General features: G+C 55.6%; 17 protein-coding genes. 10 read left to right on the top strand and 7 right to left on the bottom strand.

Annotation, left to right across the window (positions count from 1 at the left end):
* The first annotated feature begins 1 nt into the window (after window position 1).
* The gene (locus tag SYNCC9902_RS01670; protein ID WP_011359172.1) at window positions 2-727 is read left to right on the top strand and encodes a glutathione S-transferase family protein; all 726 of its coding nucleotides are present in this window, start codon (window positions 2-4) and stop codon (window positions 725-727) included.
* Here the strand turns inward: SYNCC9902_RS01670 and SYNCC9902_RS01675 are convergent.
* On the bottom strand, window positions 693-1,367 hold the full coding sequence (locus SYNCC9902_RS01675; RefSeq protein WP_011359173.1) for a DUF6816 family protein: 675 nt from the start codon (window positions 1,365-1,367) through the stop codon (window positions 693-695). The two genes, SYNCC9902_RS01670 and SYNCC9902_RS01675, sit on opposite strands and share 35 nt — an antisense overlap.
* Between SYNCC9902_RS01675 and SYNCC9902_RS01680 the strand changes: the two genes are divergently transcribed.
* A complete protein-coding gene (locus SYNCC9902_RS01680; RefSeq protein WP_011359174.1) occupies window positions 1,366-1,632 on the top strand; it encodes a chlororespiratory reduction protein 7 in 267 nt (88 codons plus the stop codon). The two genes, SYNCC9902_RS01675 and SYNCC9902_RS01680, sit on opposite strands and share 2 nt — an antisense overlap.
* Window positions 1,633-1,645: 13 nt before the next feature.
* Here SYNCC9902_RS01680 and SYNCC9902_RS01685 read toward each other — a convergent pair whose 3' ends face one another.
* A complete protein-coding gene (locus SYNCC9902_RS01685; RefSeq protein ID WP_011359175.1) occupies window positions 1,646-2,221 on the bottom strand; it encodes a shikimate kinase in 576 nt (191 codons plus the stop codon).
* A 51-nt stretch (window positions 2,222-2,272) separates the two neighbouring features.
* Here SYNCC9902_RS01685 and SYNCC9902_RS01690 point away from each other — a divergent pair, with 51 nt between their 5' ends.
* From SYNCC9902_RS01690 to SYNCC9902_RS01715, 6 genes are all read left to right on the top strand, one after another.
* Window positions 2,273-3,193, top strand: coding sequence for a 6-carboxytetrahydropterin synthase (locus SYNCC9902_RS01690; protein WP_011359176.1), 921 nt, complete (start codon window positions 2,273-2,275; stop codon window positions 3,191-3,193).
* Window positions 3,174-3,872: a RibD family protein gene (locus SYNCC9902_RS01695; protein ID WP_011359177.1), complete on the top strand. Its 699-nt coding sequence runs from the start codon at window positions 3,174-3,176 to the stop codon at window positions 3,870-3,872. Before SYNCC9902_RS01690 ends, SYNCC9902_RS01695 begins: the two co-directional genes overlap by 20 nt.
* 98 nt (window positions 3,873-3,970) lie before the next feature.
* Window positions 3,971-4,357: a hypothetical protein gene (locus tag SYNCC9902_RS01700; protein ID WP_011359178.1), complete on the top strand. Its 387-nt coding sequence runs from the start codon at window positions 3,971-3,973 to the stop codon at window positions 4,355-4,357.
* A 75-nt stretch (window positions 4,358-4,432) separates the two neighbouring features.
* A complete protein-coding gene (locus tag SYNCC9902_RS01705) occupies window positions 4,433-5,608 on the top strand; it encodes a GNAT family N-acetyltransferase (RefSeq protein WP_011359179.1) in 1,176 nt (391 codons plus the stop codon).
* Between the two features lie 9 nt (window positions 5,609-5,617).
* The gene (locus SYNCC9902_RS01710) at window positions 5,618-6,022 is read left to right on the top strand and encodes a DUF4346 domain-containing protein (protein WP_011359180.1); all 405 of its coding nucleotides are present in this window, start codon (window positions 5,618-5,620) and stop codon (window positions 6,020-6,022) included.
* 224 nt (window positions 6,023-6,246) lie between these two features.
* Window positions 6,247-6,339, top strand: coding sequence for a cytochrome b6-f complex subunit PetL (locus tag SYNCC9902_RS01715; RefSeq protein WP_009788201.1), 93 nt, complete (start codon window positions 6,247-6,249; stop codon window positions 6,337-6,339).
* Here the strand turns inward: SYNCC9902_RS01715 and SYNCC9902_RS01720 are convergent.
* A complete protein-coding gene (locus SYNCC9902_RS01720) occupies window positions 6,326-7,552 on the bottom strand; it encodes an MFS transporter (RefSeq protein WP_011359181.1) in 1,227 nt (408 codons plus the stop codon). The genes SYNCC9902_RS01715 and SYNCC9902_RS01720 overlap by 14 nt on opposite strands.
* On the bottom strand, window positions 7,549-8,949 hold the full coding sequence (gene rimO, locus SYNCC9902_RS01725) for a 30S ribosomal protein S12 methylthiotransferase RimO (RefSeq protein ID WP_011359182.1): 1,401 nt from the start codon (window positions 8,947-8,949) through the stop codon (window positions 7,549-7,551). Before rimO ends, SYNCC9902_RS01720 begins: the two co-directional genes overlap by 4 nt.
* Window positions 8,950-9,034: 85 nt before the next feature.
* Here rimO and SYNCC9902_RS01730 point away from each other — a divergent pair, with 85 nt between their 5' ends.
* A complete protein-coding gene (locus tag SYNCC9902_RS01730; protein ID WP_011359183.1) occupies window positions 9,035-9,964 on the top strand; it encodes a vitamin K epoxide reductase family protein in 930 nt (309 codons plus the stop codon).
* Between the two features lies 1 nt (window position 9,965).
* On the opposite strand, the gene nadB is transcribed toward SYNCC9902_RS01730, so the two are convergent.
* The 3 genes from nadB to SYNCC9902_RS01745 form a co-directional block, all read right to left on the bottom strand.
* Window positions 9,966-11,627, bottom strand: a complete 1,662-nt coding sequence (gene nadB / locus SYNCC9902_RS01735; protein ID WP_011359184.1) for an L-aspartate oxidase — start codon at window positions 11,625-11,627, stop codon at window positions 9,966-9,968.
* Window positions 11,628-11,706: 79 nt separating this feature from the next.
* Complete coding sequence (psbU, locus tag SYNCC9902_RS01740; RefSeq protein ID WP_011359185.1) at window positions 11,707-12,105, bottom strand: photosystem II complex extrinsic protein PsbU; 399 nt, start codon at window positions 12,103-12,105, stop codon at window positions 11,707-11,709.
* A gap of 112 nt (window positions 12,106-12,217) precedes the next feature.
* Window positions 12,218-12,934, bottom strand: coding sequence for a DUF3120 domain-containing protein (locus tag SYNCC9902_RS01745; RefSeq protein ID WP_011359186.1), 717 nt, complete (start codon window positions 12,932-12,934; stop codon window positions 12,218-12,220).
* 87 nt (window positions 12,935-13,021) lie between these two features.
* Here SYNCC9902_RS01745 and SYNCC9902_RS01750 point away from each other — a divergent pair, with 87 nt between their 5' ends.
* Entirely contained in the window at window positions 13,022-13,873 is an 852-nt protein-coding gene (locus SYNCC9902_RS01750; RefSeq protein ID WP_011359187.1) for an undecaprenyl-diphosphate phosphatase, read from the top strand.
* The last annotated feature ends 5 nt before the right edge of the window (window positions 13,874-13,878 follow it).

A 13,878-nucleotide genomic window follows, 5' to 3' on the forward strand; every position in this document is an offset into this window, starting at 1 on the left:
GATGATGGAACTGCACCAATTTCGCCATTCCGCTTTCTGCCTGAAGGTTCGGATGGTGCTACAGGCCAAAGGGCTCAGCTACCGGACGGTTGATGTCACGCCGGGGATCGGCCAGGTCGCAGTCTTCCGAATGTCTGGCCAGCGCCAGGTTCCTGTCCTGGTGGATGGCGACATTGTCTTGGCCGATTCGTCTGCGATTGCTCGGCACCTTGAACAACGAGAACCCAGTCCAGCACTAATACCTGGCGACGTGCGTGAGGCGGCTCAGGTGCAACTGATTGAGGATTGGGCCGATACAACATTGGCCGCAGCTGGACGCTCTGCCCTCGTTCAGGCGGCGGCCATGGATCCATCTCTGCGTGTTGCACTACTCCCCGATGATCTCCCTGATCCGGTGCGCACGGTGATGGGTGCGATCCCCGGTGGCTGGGTCGGCAGCGTTACTGAGTTGGTGAATCAGAACGAGCGTGCGGATTTGCTCACCAGCCTTGAGCAGTTGTCTGCATCCGTTCAACAAAGTCCCTGGCTTGTGGGAGATGAAATGTCCATGGCCGACTTATCTGTGGCCGCTCAACTGTCGCTGTTGTGTTTCCCCTCCTCTGCGGGTGCAGCATTGGCAGGGAAAGGGGTGCCTGGCTTGAGTGATCACCCCAAACTTCAGCCCCTCTTCCAGTGGCGAGATCAACTCGAGCTCAAGTTGATGGAGCGGACGCTGGAAGAGGTGTGAACCGCAGCTGGTAGTGGTGGCTGGCCTTGATGGTGTCGCGCAAATTTTCTCCTGGTGGGGGGAATATCCCTTGCCACTGCTCGGCACAGATGTCTAAACCGCAGCGTTGATATCGGCTCAAGGTTTCCACCTGACTCAATCTTGGTGGCCCGGGTGCGTGGAGGATTTGGAGAACTAACTCATCGGCTAAAAACGTGTCGGCATTGGGAGATAGCTGCCGCCTGCCAGTCACGGTGGTTTCCAACCTTCGATCACCTGTTAGCTGTGCCATCTGACGATTGGATGACCTGGGGTCGTCTTCGACCCGCAGCAGCTGTTCACCGAGTAGGGCGCGACCGATGGCATTGGCATTGAAGGCGCGATCCCCTACAAGTCTGTTTTGGTTGTCGGAAATGAAGCGCGCTTCGTGGCTGAGGGCGGGTTGGTCAAGGGCGTCGAGGTCGACACTTTCCACCTGCCATCGGCCCTGGAACCATTGCGGATAGATCAGGTCATCACGGCTGGAGGGGCGGCTGAGAGGTGCCGGCAACGTCCAGTTAGGCCAAAGCTCAAGCCTTTGCTCCAAAGGCGACGCCCATGCGGGGGATCCACCGAGCAGGATGGAGAACCCGATCAGAAGCGCAAGCAAGTTACGGCCCATGTCTGATCCCTTGATTCGTGCTTGTGATGATTACGTGGTGTTGGAACCGGGCAAGCCAGAACAGCTGCTCGATGTCCCAAATACCCTGGCATGGCTGAGTCGCTGGTTGCAGACGATGGATCAGTTGCCAGCCGACTTGGCTGGTTTGTCGAGTGTGGAGGCTGCTGCCCAGCGATTGCTCGACACAGCCTGTGATTTGGAGCTCAGTCCGGGAGTTTCGATTCAGTGGTTTGCGGTGCGCTTGGAGCCACCCTCAACGCTCTGAGATCAAGGCTCCATCAACGCTCGCGTTGTTCGGTTGGATCTTTGATGAGCGTCGGAAGGAGTTGCAGGATGCCATCCGCGACGGCATCCGGTGATTCGTCCTTGATCACCACCGTGAGATCCGCTTCGCCGTAAAGAGGCCGTCTTTCCTGGAGGAGGGTGTCTAAGGCTGCTTCGGGGTTTGGTTGTTGCAGCAGCGGTCTTTGGGTTGAGTCGTCCCGCAGGCGTTCGATGAGCTGGGCCCGATTCACATCAAGCCAAACCACGATGCCGCTGTGCAGTTGTCCCCAGTTTTCTGGTTTGGTTACCACTCCACCGCCTGTGGCCACCACCAGGGAATGGCGCTGACTGATCGCATTAAGCACTTGGCTTTCGATGGAGCGGAAGCCTGCTTCCCCATCCCGTTCAAAAATTTCTGGAATCGTGCAGCCGGCCACCTGTTCGATCACAGCATCGGCATCGACAAAGCCATACCCCAGTCGTTTCGCAAGGGGGCGTCCAGTACTCGTTTTTCCACTCCCCATCATTCCGATGAGGTAGATGCTGCGTCCGCTTAAGCGCTCTTTGAGGGAAAGAATGGGATCTGTCATCGCTCGAAATTGCCGCTAGCTCATTAGGATGCTCCTCGGCCGGAATGTCACATGACTGAAACGAAGTCGATTGCCCGGCATGGCCAAGGCCGTTCCTGCGTGATCACACGTCGGGCCTGCTTCAGTGCCAGCCATCGCTACTGGTTGCCAGAGCTGTCAGCAGACGACAATGCTGCTCGATTTGGTCCTTGTAGTTTCGCGCCAGGTCATGGTCACAACTATGAGCTGATCGTTTCGATGGCGGGCGATCTTGATGCCGATGGCATGGTGTTGAACCTCTCCGAGGTGAAGCACGCGATCCGCTCCGAGGTCACAGGGCAGCTCGACTTTCGCTTTTTAAACGAAGCTTGGCCGGAGTTTGATGTGTCGAGTTCGGAGGGTTGCCTCCCCACCACTGAGGCACTGGTTCGAACGATTTGGCATCGTCTTCGTTCCCACCTTCCAATTACGGCTTTACGCCTCTACGAACAACCGGGCCTCTGGGCCGACTATCTCGGAGATTCCATGGATGCATTCCTCACCATTCGTACCCACTTCGCAGCAGCGCACCGTCTGGCCCGTCCGGAGTTGAGTCAGGAAGAAAACGAGCAGATCTACGGCAAGTGCGCTCGGCCCCATGGCCATGGGCACAACTATTTGGTGGACATCACGGTCCGTGGGGCTATCGACCCCCGCACCGGAATGGTTTGCGATTTGTCGGCCCTGCAACGGTTGGTCGATGATCTTGTTGTTGAGCCGTTTGATCACACCTTTTTGAACAAGGATGTGCCGTTTTTTGCTGAGTGCGTCCCCACCGCAGAAAACATTGCTCTCCACATTGCTGATCGCCTCTCCAGTCCGATTAAGGCCATTGGAGCTCAGCTGCATAAGGTGCGCCTCCAGGAGAGTCCGAATAACGCAGCCGAGGTGTATGCGGAAGTGCCACAGCTAGAAATGCTTCCGGCATCGATGGATGCCGTTGCAGCCATCTGACGACTGCGCTGCTCCAGCGCTCGAGCGGCCTGAAACACGGCTTGTTTTGGCTATTTCGCTAGACGGTCGTTTGGCGCCTGCTGAGGGTGGTGCAGCCCAATTGGGAGGGAAGGGAGATCGTCGTGTTCTTGACACAGCACTGGCCTGGGCTGACGCCTGTTTGATGGGTGCAGGGACGTTACGGGCCCACCAAAGCACTTGTTTAATCCGGGATCGGGCCTTGCTTCAACAACGCGTCGATCAAGGTCGATCCGCCCAGCCCACGGCGGTGGTGGTGAGTCGATCTGATGCGTTCCCCCTGCAGTGGCAATTTTTTCGGCAGCCTTTGGAGCGATGGTTGTTGGCACCGAAAGCTCCCGCTGAAGGTTTTGATCGCTGGATTCCGTTAGGCCACTCTTGGCCCGAGCGCCTTGAAGCTCTGTATGCCTGTGGGGTGCGACGCCTCGCGCTGTTGGGGGGTGCGTCTTTGGCGGCGGAAGTGCTGCAAGCTGATTGCGTAGATGCCCTTCAGCTCACACTGGTGCCGACATTGCTTGGCGGGCCACACACATGGCTGCCTGTTGATGCGAAACCACTCCCACTTTCAATGCTGGGAGCTGGGGCCTGGAGCTGCGATGGGCTCGAAGACTTGGGTGAGGGTGAAATGGTGCTCCGCTACCGAAGGCAACGAGTGCATTAGTGCATCCTTGATTGGCTTTCCTTCGAGCTTCCCTCGGATGTGGGCAGAGTTCGGGATGATGATTAATGTGAGAGTAGAGCTAGTAAAGTTATCTTTTGATGGGAAAGAAAAACAAAAAAAGAAAACTTAGGGGCACGTCTGGCTCGGATGAGCTCACAGGTTTAATTAGCAATCAGCGTATTTATGGACTCGCCGGAGATGATATTATTTCTACTGTGGAAGGTAAATTTAAGGTTTGGGGCGGTAAGGGCCGCGATACTTTTGTCACCCTCAATGGAGGGGATGGGTATTTGCAGGTGATGGACTTTGAGGTGGGAGATAAGATTCAATTTTGTGGATGTGCATCTACTCGTATTGAGCAGAAGGGAAGAAATGCATTGATCGTAAAGTCCAACGATGTGAAAGCAGTTTTGAGGGGGGTTGATGCCGATGAGCTTCACCTTGATTTCACCCAGGGTTTGATTGCGTTTGCAGCGGACTCCTGACTTGATTGGAGCTGGGAGCCTTAGCTCGGTCTCTTTCGTTAGCGTTAATCAATTCGGATGGCGGGGGTTACACCTATGACCTCTCTCACTGCGCGCTGGCACCGTTCCGTTGCTGAGATCTCTCCACAGCAATGGGTTGAGATGATCGGGAAAGATTCCTTGCCCTTTTATCAATGGGAATGGCTTAATGCCCTCGAAAGTTCAGGAAGCACAATTCCTGATCAGGGTTGGCAACCGCTTCACCTCGCCCTATGGCGCGACGAAACGCCCATCGCTGTAGCCCCTTTATTTGTAAAGGGGCATAGCTATGGCGAATTTGTTTTTGATCAGGCCTTCGCTCGATTGGCAGCAGATCTTGGTTTGCGCTACTACCCCAAGCTTTTGGGCATGAGCCCGGTGAGCCCGGTTACGGGCTACCGATTTCATATGCTTCCTGGGGAAGATGAGGTTCAGCTAACGATAGTGTTGTTGCAAACAATCGATCGTTTTTGTGAAAATAATGGGATATTGAGTTGTAATTTTCTATATGTCGATCCTTCTTGGCGCCCTTTAGCTGAGGCGGCAGGTTGTGCGGTTTGGCTGAATCAGCAGAGTCTTTGGAGCCGTGGTAATGATCAATCTTTTGACGATTACCTTCAGGGTTTTAACGCTAATCAACGCCGGAATATCAAGCGAGAGCGTAAGGCTGTTGCTAAAGCCGGTGTCATGGTGACGCCCCTCACTGGTGATCAGCTTGATGGTGAACTTTTAGAGATCATGTATCAATTTTATGAGCAGCATTGTTCTCAGTGGGGGCCATGGGGGAGTAAGTATTTGGAGCAGGGGTTTTTCGCCTCGTTAGCTGACCAATATCGCGAAAATATTGTGTTGTTTTCGGCTCATCGAGGCGATCCCCGTGATCCCGTAGCGATGTCGCTCTGCGTGCGTGATGCCACCCGACTATGGGGCCGATATTGGGGGACGCACGAGCAAATTGACTGCTTGCATTTCGAGGTTTGTTATTACGCTCCAATCGAATGGGCTCTTCAGCAGGGGATCAAATCATTTGATCCCGGCGCAGGTGGTAGTCACAAGCGGCGGCGTGGATTTGTGGCTCAGCCGCATGCCAGTTTGCACCGTTGGTATGAACCACAGATGGATGCATTGATTCGCGCTTGGTTGCCCAAGGTGAATGGCTTGATGTTGGAAGAAATCGATGCGATCAATGCCGAGCTGCCCTTCAAGGCAGAGTCCCCCACCTTGGGTTTGTAAATTCAATCCATGGCGAAGCTTTCCGACGTTGTTCCGCGATCCGAAGCTCGTGAAGAGCTGGATGAGCGTTTGTCGCAGCGATTCATTGCCCTCGATCCCAAGGGCTACTTCTTGATCAAGGTGGACTCTGGCTCAGCGGAGCTGGTGCTGGAGCATTACGGCAACACCATCGACGACAAGGGGCTCGCCCATGATCCTGAGACAGGGGAAGTGTTGAGTTGCAAGGGCGGTAATGGACCAAGGCAACCGTCCGCTGTCTATCGAGGTTCGACTGCGAAACAAGTCGGAATCCAGCTCACTGAAGGTGATGGCCCCCATCCGCTGAGCTGTCTGGATCACGCTTTGTACTTAGGGCGTGAGCTTCAGAAAGCGGAGGCTTGCCTTAATGAGGGCACGGCATACGTTCAAGATTGAACGGTGTCTGTTCCATCCTGAACCTTTTTTCGAGGTTCGGCTGTCATGGATCTCTGCTGTGGACGAATTCCCCTCTCAGCGATTGAGGTTCGTCCGTGAGTTGTTCGTTGCGGGAGGTTGGCCAACGTCTGAGATACAAACGTCGCAATTTCACAAAGCCTGTCGGCTCTGTCCCTTCAGCTACTGAATCTCTGATCTAATAGTGAGGACTTCCTTATTTGCTCATGGGCGTTGGTATCTACCTCGGACTCGTTGGGACTGGTCTCGTTGTTGCCTTCGTGCTCACCAAGCTTCTGAAGGGAATCAAGTTGATCTGATCGGTTCGAGTGTTTTCTGGCCGCGGGTCAGGATCCAACGAATCGCCACCACAAGGCTGATTCCTCCGCATAGGGCAAAGGCTGTTGAAAGATTGGTTGCTACAACCACTCCTGCCACCAAGAGGCCACTGATCCCACCCCCGCCGAGAAAGGCGATTTGGCTGAGTCCGGCCATGCGCCCCCGCATGACTGGATCAGACCCGATTTGAGTGATTAGGTTGCAGCTGCTCAAGAGGCCTGCGGTGCCGGCCCCGATCAGAAAGGCCATAGCCAAGCTGAATGCCACCCCAGGACTTCTGGACATGCCCAGTTGGGCAATGGCCGTAATCATTCCAAACCCTCCGAGGGTGAGGAAAGGTCGATGGCTGAATTGGACGCTGTTGCGTTGCAGCACCACCCCACCAGCAATGCTGCCTGCAGCCAGCACGCTGGTGAACAGGCCAAGGTCCGTGGGTTTCCCTCCAAGCACTTCAAAAGCAATCAGCGGGGCCAGTCCGGGATGGAAAAATCCCACCAAACACATCACCGCTGTGAGCGTGAGCACGCCTTGCAAGGTGGGGCCGCACTGTCGCCAAGCACTGCTCAAACTGGCATTCTTTACGTTGGTGCTGCGCACTTCCCTTGTGCGATCTGGCTGCAGAAGAAACATCACGCTGGCGATGGGCAGTAAATAACTGGCTGCATCGATACCCAAGGCCCAAGCAGGTCCGGTTGCCGCTAGCAGCCAGCCGCCGATCGGTGGCCCCACGAGTTTCCCAACGTTGAACACCACGGAGAAGCTTGTGAGATAGCTCCCCAATTGATTCGGCCCCACGAGGATTGAACAGTACTTATTTCGGGCTGTGAGTTCATAGGCTCCTGCGATTCCAACGAGCAGTGTGCTGCTGAGGAGTAAAACCACCTGCGCCATGCCTTCAAAGAGGGGTATGGCCAGGGCCCCAAGTCCAGCTGCGGCCAAGAGGGCCCATTGCGACTGCACAAGCACCCGTTCACAGCCAACACGATCGGTGCGCACCCCCGCGGGGCCACTAATGATGAGCGTCGGTAGCGCCAGCGCTGCAAAATTTAGAGCGAGTAGAAATGGATCGGCGCTGCCATCCATCAGGATCCAGCCTTTGGCAGTGATCCCTGCAAAAGACCCCGCTGTACTCACTCCAGAGGCGACTAAAAACAGCCGGCGTTGCTGCTCGGGCTGCAGTTGAAGAACGGTCAATCCTTCACTCTGGCTTCCGCCACCATCGAGCGAGCACCAACGATGTGTCCGGTTAGGTCGTAGATATCAGCACCAGTAATTTTGACTGGAACAAAACTTCCTGGTGCGGCTTGTTGTCCGTCATCGCCAGGTTGAACATGCACTTCGCCATCCACTTCTGGTGCAAAGCGAGCGCAGCGTCCGATCATCTCGCCCGTTTGTGGGTTGTGCTGCTCGATCAACACGTCAACCGTTTTGCCCACCCAGCGTTGGTTGCGCTCTGCTGCGATGGGTTGCTGCAACGCCATAAGAGCATCTTTTCGGGCTTGAGCCACATCAGGGTCCACGCGATTCGGAAGATCGGCTGCGGCAGTTCCGTCTTCTGGTGAAAACGTAAAAATCCCCACATGATCAAAGCGTTGCGTTTCCAAGAAGTGCTTCAGGTGTTGGAAGTGCTCTTCTGTTTCACCTGGGAATCCCACGATCAATGTGGTGCGTAAAACGGCATCAGGTAGTTGCTCTCGGATCTCATTGAGCAGCCGTTCATTCACATCCGCTTGCCATGGGCGGTTCATGGCCCGAAGCACATCAGGGTGGCTGTGTTGGAGAGGTAAATCCAGATAAGGAACCACGTTTGGCACGTCGCGATATGCGGCAACAACCGAAGCTGTCAGTCCTGTTGGGTAGGCATAGTGAACTCGAATCCAGGGAATCTCCACTTCGCCAAGGGCCCGCAGTAGCTCTGCCAACTTGGGTTTGCCGTAAAGATCTAGTCCGTAGTTGGTTGTGATTTGGCTGATCAGAATCAGTTCTTGAACTCCTTGCTCCGCCAGTTGGTGGGCTTCGGCCACGATCGATTCGATCGGTCGGCTGCGCTGGTCCCCTCTTAATTTCGGAATGATGCAAAAAGCGCAGCGGTAATCGCAGCCTTCAGCCACTTTGAGATAGGCCACGGCTTGATCTGTGGTGCGCTGGCGGGGCAGATGTTCATCGCCAACAAAGCTCGGAACTGCGCTGACGCGGTTGACCCGTTCGCCTGCTTCTACCCGCTGCAACACATCCACGATGTGCTGGTAGTCGCCGGTGCCAACAATCGCTTTCGCTTCTGGAATCGACTCGAGCAATTCCTCCTGAAAGTGCTGGGCCAAGCAGCCCGCGATAATCAATTCTTTTCCTTGTTCAGCAAGCCCGACAAGGGTGCGAACCGATTCCTCTCTTGCGTCCTGAATGAAACTGCAGGTGTTCACGACAACAACAGAGGCATCCTCCTCATCGGTACTGACGCCATAGCCCGCCTCAGCAAGGAGTCCCACCATGTGTTCAGTGTCAACACGATTTTTTTCGCAGCCCAAGTGGGCGAAGGCGACCTTGGGTTTCGCCATTGGTTGAGTAGTGGGTTGAGTCGTTGTGCTCGTCATCTCTGCGTCGTCAAGCCTTCTATCAGCCTAGGGAGAGGACGAATCGGTCTCTAACTGACAGAATTTGCTCACTTGTAGGTCATGGATGGGCAGCACCCGTCTCGTTAGTCGTCGTCGTCAAGACCCTGGAGCCAAGTGGGCGCGCATTGCGATGGCAGTGCTGGCCACGATCGGCGTCATTGATACGGGGTCGATCACGCTGAAGCGTTGGGGATTTCTTGGGGATCTCACCTGCCCGATGGGTGCTGACGGGTGCGACAAGGTGCTCAACAGTGCTTGGGGTTCGTTGGCTGATGGCATTCCGCTCTCGTTAGTGGGTCTCGTGGCCTATGGGGTTGTGGTGTTGATGGCCTTGGTGCCCTTGTTGCCAGGGCTGCAGGAAAACAAATCGGAGTTGTCGCGTCGCACTTGGTGGGGACTCTTCATGGTCTCCACAGGAATGGCGGTGTTCAGCGGGGTTTTGTTGGGCCTGATGGTCTTCAAGATTCAGGCATTTTGTTTTTTCTGTGTTCTCTCAGCAGCGCTGTCCCTAATTCTTTTAGTGCTCTCGGTGGTTGGTGGTGGCTGGGACGACCCTGGCACCCTGATTTTCCGGGGTGTGCTCTTGGCCCTTGCCGTGCTGTTAGGGGGATTGATTTGGGCGTCGGTGGTCGATCCAGACCGTCCTGAATCCGTTGAAACGGGTGCCGGCATCGCCCCAGTGGTGACGCAGGAGAGTTCTCCTGCGTCAGTCGCATTGGCGGACCATCTCACCGCTGGAGGTGCCGTGATGTACTCCGCCTACTGGTGTCCTCACTGCCATGACCAGAAAGAGATGTTTGGGAAGGAGGCAAGTCAGCAGTTGCAGGTTGTGGAGTGTGCTGCTGATGGCCAGAACAATCAGGCTGATTTATGTCGCAGCAAGGGGTTGGAGGGTTTCCCAAGCTGGGAAATCAATGGAGAGATTGATTCTGGTGTGAAATCGCTCGACAGCCTCGCCGACCTAAGTGGCTACAAGGGAGATCGCGACTTTTGAATTAGCGCCGTACGGCTCGGGTGCGGATCCCATGCTGGAGGCATTGGCGTGAGTGGCACTGCCATTGAGGCAGTGCCACTGGTGCATCAATTCGAAAATGGCCTCCTCGGCTCTCGCGACGGAACAGCCCTGCTTCCAGCATGAGGCGACTGGTTAGCAAACGGTGATGAAGGTCGAGCAGCAGATTGAGATTCCTGCGGCTGCTGTCTCCGAGTTCAAGGGTCTCTGCATGATCAAGATCCTTCACCAGCTGCAAAAGCGGTTGCTTTTCTAACCAGCTTTCTTCTGCTTGGACTTGTTGGAGCGCCTGGCGTAATCCCTGCACAACTCGATCGACACCGGCGGTTTGCCAGCACAATTGCCGCAGATGTTCAATCCTTGCCATCAGCCCGGTGCTGCTCTCTCCACTACTGAGATCCAGATCACAGCGATCGGGTTTGGATCGTTTCACCGGCGTTTGTTGCGGCCCCAGCTCGATCGATTTCAGTTGGTGTGCAAACACCAAACACTCCATCAGGGAGTTGCTGGCGAGGCGATTGGCGCCGTGGAGTCCTGTGCACGCCACTTCACCAACGGCAAAGAGCCCCGGCAGGTTGGTTGCTGCTTGCAAATCGGTGGCAACACCACCCATCCAGTAGTGCGCGGCTGGCGCTACGGGGATTGGATGTTCCAAAGGATTGAGCCCAAATTCACTGCACCGGTCCAGGATTGTTGGGAAGCGTGCTTCGGCTTGTTCCCGGGGAATTGCACTGAAGTCAAGCCAGATTTGTCCCACCCCTTGCCGTTTCATCGATTGCACCAGGGCCCGACTCACTTGGTCGCGGGGAGATAGATCTCCCCGCGGCAAGTGCGCCACTGGGCTGCAACCGAGATCATCCACGAGAACACCGCCCTCCCCGCGGACCGCTTCAGAGATCAGGAAGCATGGTGCGTCGTCGAGACGTAAGGCAGTGGGATGAAATTGAACAAATTCGAGGTCTTCGACGGCTGCTCCGGCTTGCGAGGCCAAGGCAACACCTTCACCACACGCCTGGGCCGGATTGGTGGTGTTGGCGAAGAGATGTCCGCCGCCCCCACTGGCTAGTACTACCGCCCGCGCTTGCACGGTGTACAGCAGCCGTCCATCGAGCACTTGAACGCCACTGCAGCTTCCGTTTTCCACCGTCAGTTTGGTGACGCGAACACCACGGCGATGCAGCAAGCCTTCCCGTTCTTCGACGCGTTCCCGGAGCACATCCACCAGCGCACGTCCGGTTTGGTCTTGGACGTGTAAAACCCGTTTATGGCTGTGGGCAGCTTCAAGCGTTGTGGCGAGATTGGGACCATCTCGGTCAAAAGCCATTCCCAGTCGTTGCAGCCGCTCGACGCAATGGGGAGCTTCATCGACGAGAAGCCGAACGGCATCCCCATCACAAAGGCCAGCGCCTGCATGAATGGTGTCCTCGGCGTGGCTACTGGAGTTGTCTTCAGGCCGCGTCACCGCTGCTATGCCCCCCTGGGCCCAGCGGCTGGAGGAACGGCGTCCGGTATTGCGGTTCAGCAGCAAGACACGCAAGCCGGCCGGTAGATCGAGGCAGGTCATCAGGCCTGCTGCTCCTGCACCAACTACCACCACATCCCAAGGACCTGGAGGGATTGGATCAAGCGGACGGGGCTGGGCCATGGAGGCAAAAAAACCGCCGGCAATTCCGGCGGTTTAAACGATCACAGCAGGTCTGTGTTGGACGTTTGTTTTAGCGGTACTAACCGTCGTTAATCCTGTCGTCACCTTCATTCAGGGCGATGGATGGCGGGGTCACAGTGAAGTTGTCGCGATACTTGGCGAACAGTTCTTTTTGACGCTCGCTCAGGTCAAGCTCCAGGACGTCGTCAACATTGTTGTAAGGGCCGCCCAGGACGATTTTGCCGGCCATCGTGGGATACATCCCAGGAAACTGCTGGAATCGGCGGACGGAGGAGTTGTTGAGGTCAACCTTGCCTTCTCGTTCAGCAATTTTGTCATCCACAACGTTGCGGATTTCGCTTCCCGAATATTTCCCGAGAAGGTCCTCTTCCGCGTAAACAGCGGATGGGAGCACAAGGCTTGATAACAAACCTGCCATTACTAGGGCGCCGGTCAGCCAGCTCAGAAGCCGCTTCATCACTACTCTCGATCAGGGGACGGAACGGGACGGCCGGCAATGCCGGTTTGCAAAGACTACAAGTCGAATTCCCGATCTAGTCCTACAAAACCCAGAGGTTTTGCAGTTCGTTTCACTCGATCAATCCACTGAGGCCTGGCTGAACGACTGCTGCAAGGAGAAAAAGACCATCTACCCACAGGGTTGTCATCAGAACGGCTGCCGACATGGCCAGCGTGTCGTTGCTTTTGAAAACAGCCGTCTCACGTTTCGACAATGTTCCTGCAAGCCAAATGATGGAGCTGGCAGCTAAGACCAGTGCTGTGAGGGGTAAAGGATGAAGAAGGTGGAGCCCTGCCTCATGCAGAAGTTGTGGAGCGGTATCCATGGATGCGGTCACGACCCCAGGCCAGAAGCGCATCACTCCGGTAATGGCCATCATCAAATCGGTGAAGGCTGTACCCACCAAAGACGACAAGTAAAAGGCAGAGGCCAACCGCCAACGCGTTCCAAAGCCGGCCAGTGCAAGCGGTAAAGCAAAGGCCTCTACTGGAAGGTGCAAAACAGGATGGGCCCTCAGCCAACCCCAGAACACACATCCAGCCAGCCAACTGCCGCTAAAACCAACGATTAATGAACCGAAATCGGCTTTTTGTTGATTGTCGCTGCGATTTAAAACAACGCCTATGGCCACCAGCAAAGCGGTGAACAGGGTTGCAGAGAAGGGATGAACGCGAACCCAGGGTGCCTGTAGAAATACCGGGAGCACCACCATGGCCGCAGCAGCCTTGGGGACCGAAACGAACCACTGTCGGTCGGAGGCTGTGGATTGCCAGGTGCCTCCGACCAAGTGCTCCTCGTTACAAAGTCACGAAACCATAGAAGACATTCTCGATGCCTGTGCCCGACATAGGGTCGCCTCAATGTTTGATCCCGAATGATCGATACCACAGCTCCTCTGAGTCTTCTGGAGGCGTTGGTGCTCGGAATCGTCCAAGGACTCACCGAGTTTCTTCCCATTAGCAGTACTGCTCACCTCAGGGTTGTTCCCGCGTTGCTTGGTTGGGACGACCCTGGAGTGTCCGTTACGGCTGCCATCCAGTTGGGGAGCGTCGCGGCAGTCATTGCGTATTTTCGTCGAGATCTCACTCAGGTCCTCACGGGTATCAGCCGTGCTGTGCGTCATGGACAGTGGCGTGACCCCGATGCACGTTTGGGAGTTGCCATGGTGATTGGAACCTTGCCCATTTTGGTTCTGGGGCTTGGCATCAAGTTTTTTTGGCATGCGGGCTATGCCAGCTCGCCACTGCGCAGTGTTCCGTCCATTGCCATCGTTTCAATTGTGATGGCCCTATTTCTTGCAATGGCTGAATGCATGGGGCCGCGGCTTAAACAGCTTGGGGGTGTCACCGGACGTGATGGCTTTGTGGTGGGTTTGGCCCAAGCATTAGCTGTGATTCCAGGTGTCTCCCGATCAGGAAGCACCCTTACAGCGTCGTTATTTGATGGCTGGAACCGGGCGGATGCCGCCCGTTTTTCTTTTCTGCTGGGGATCCCTGCCATTTCCATTGCTGGTTTGGTGGAGCTGAAGAGTGCTTTGAGCACAAGCGCAGGGGCTGGGCCATTGCCTCTCCTTGTGGGGATTTTTTCCGCTGCAGTGGTGTCTTGGTTGGCCATTGATTGGCTGTTGCGTTTTCTTCAACGCAACAGCACCTGGATTTTTGTGGGATATCGATTGGTGTTCGGTGCAGGACTTTTGGTCTGGTGGGCATTTAAAAGCGCAAACTGATAAGC

Source organism: Synechococcus sp. CC9902, from assembly GCF_000012505.1.
Lineage (GTDB): Bacteria > Cyanobacteriota > Cyanobacteriia > PCC-6307 > Cyanobiaceae > Parasynechococcus.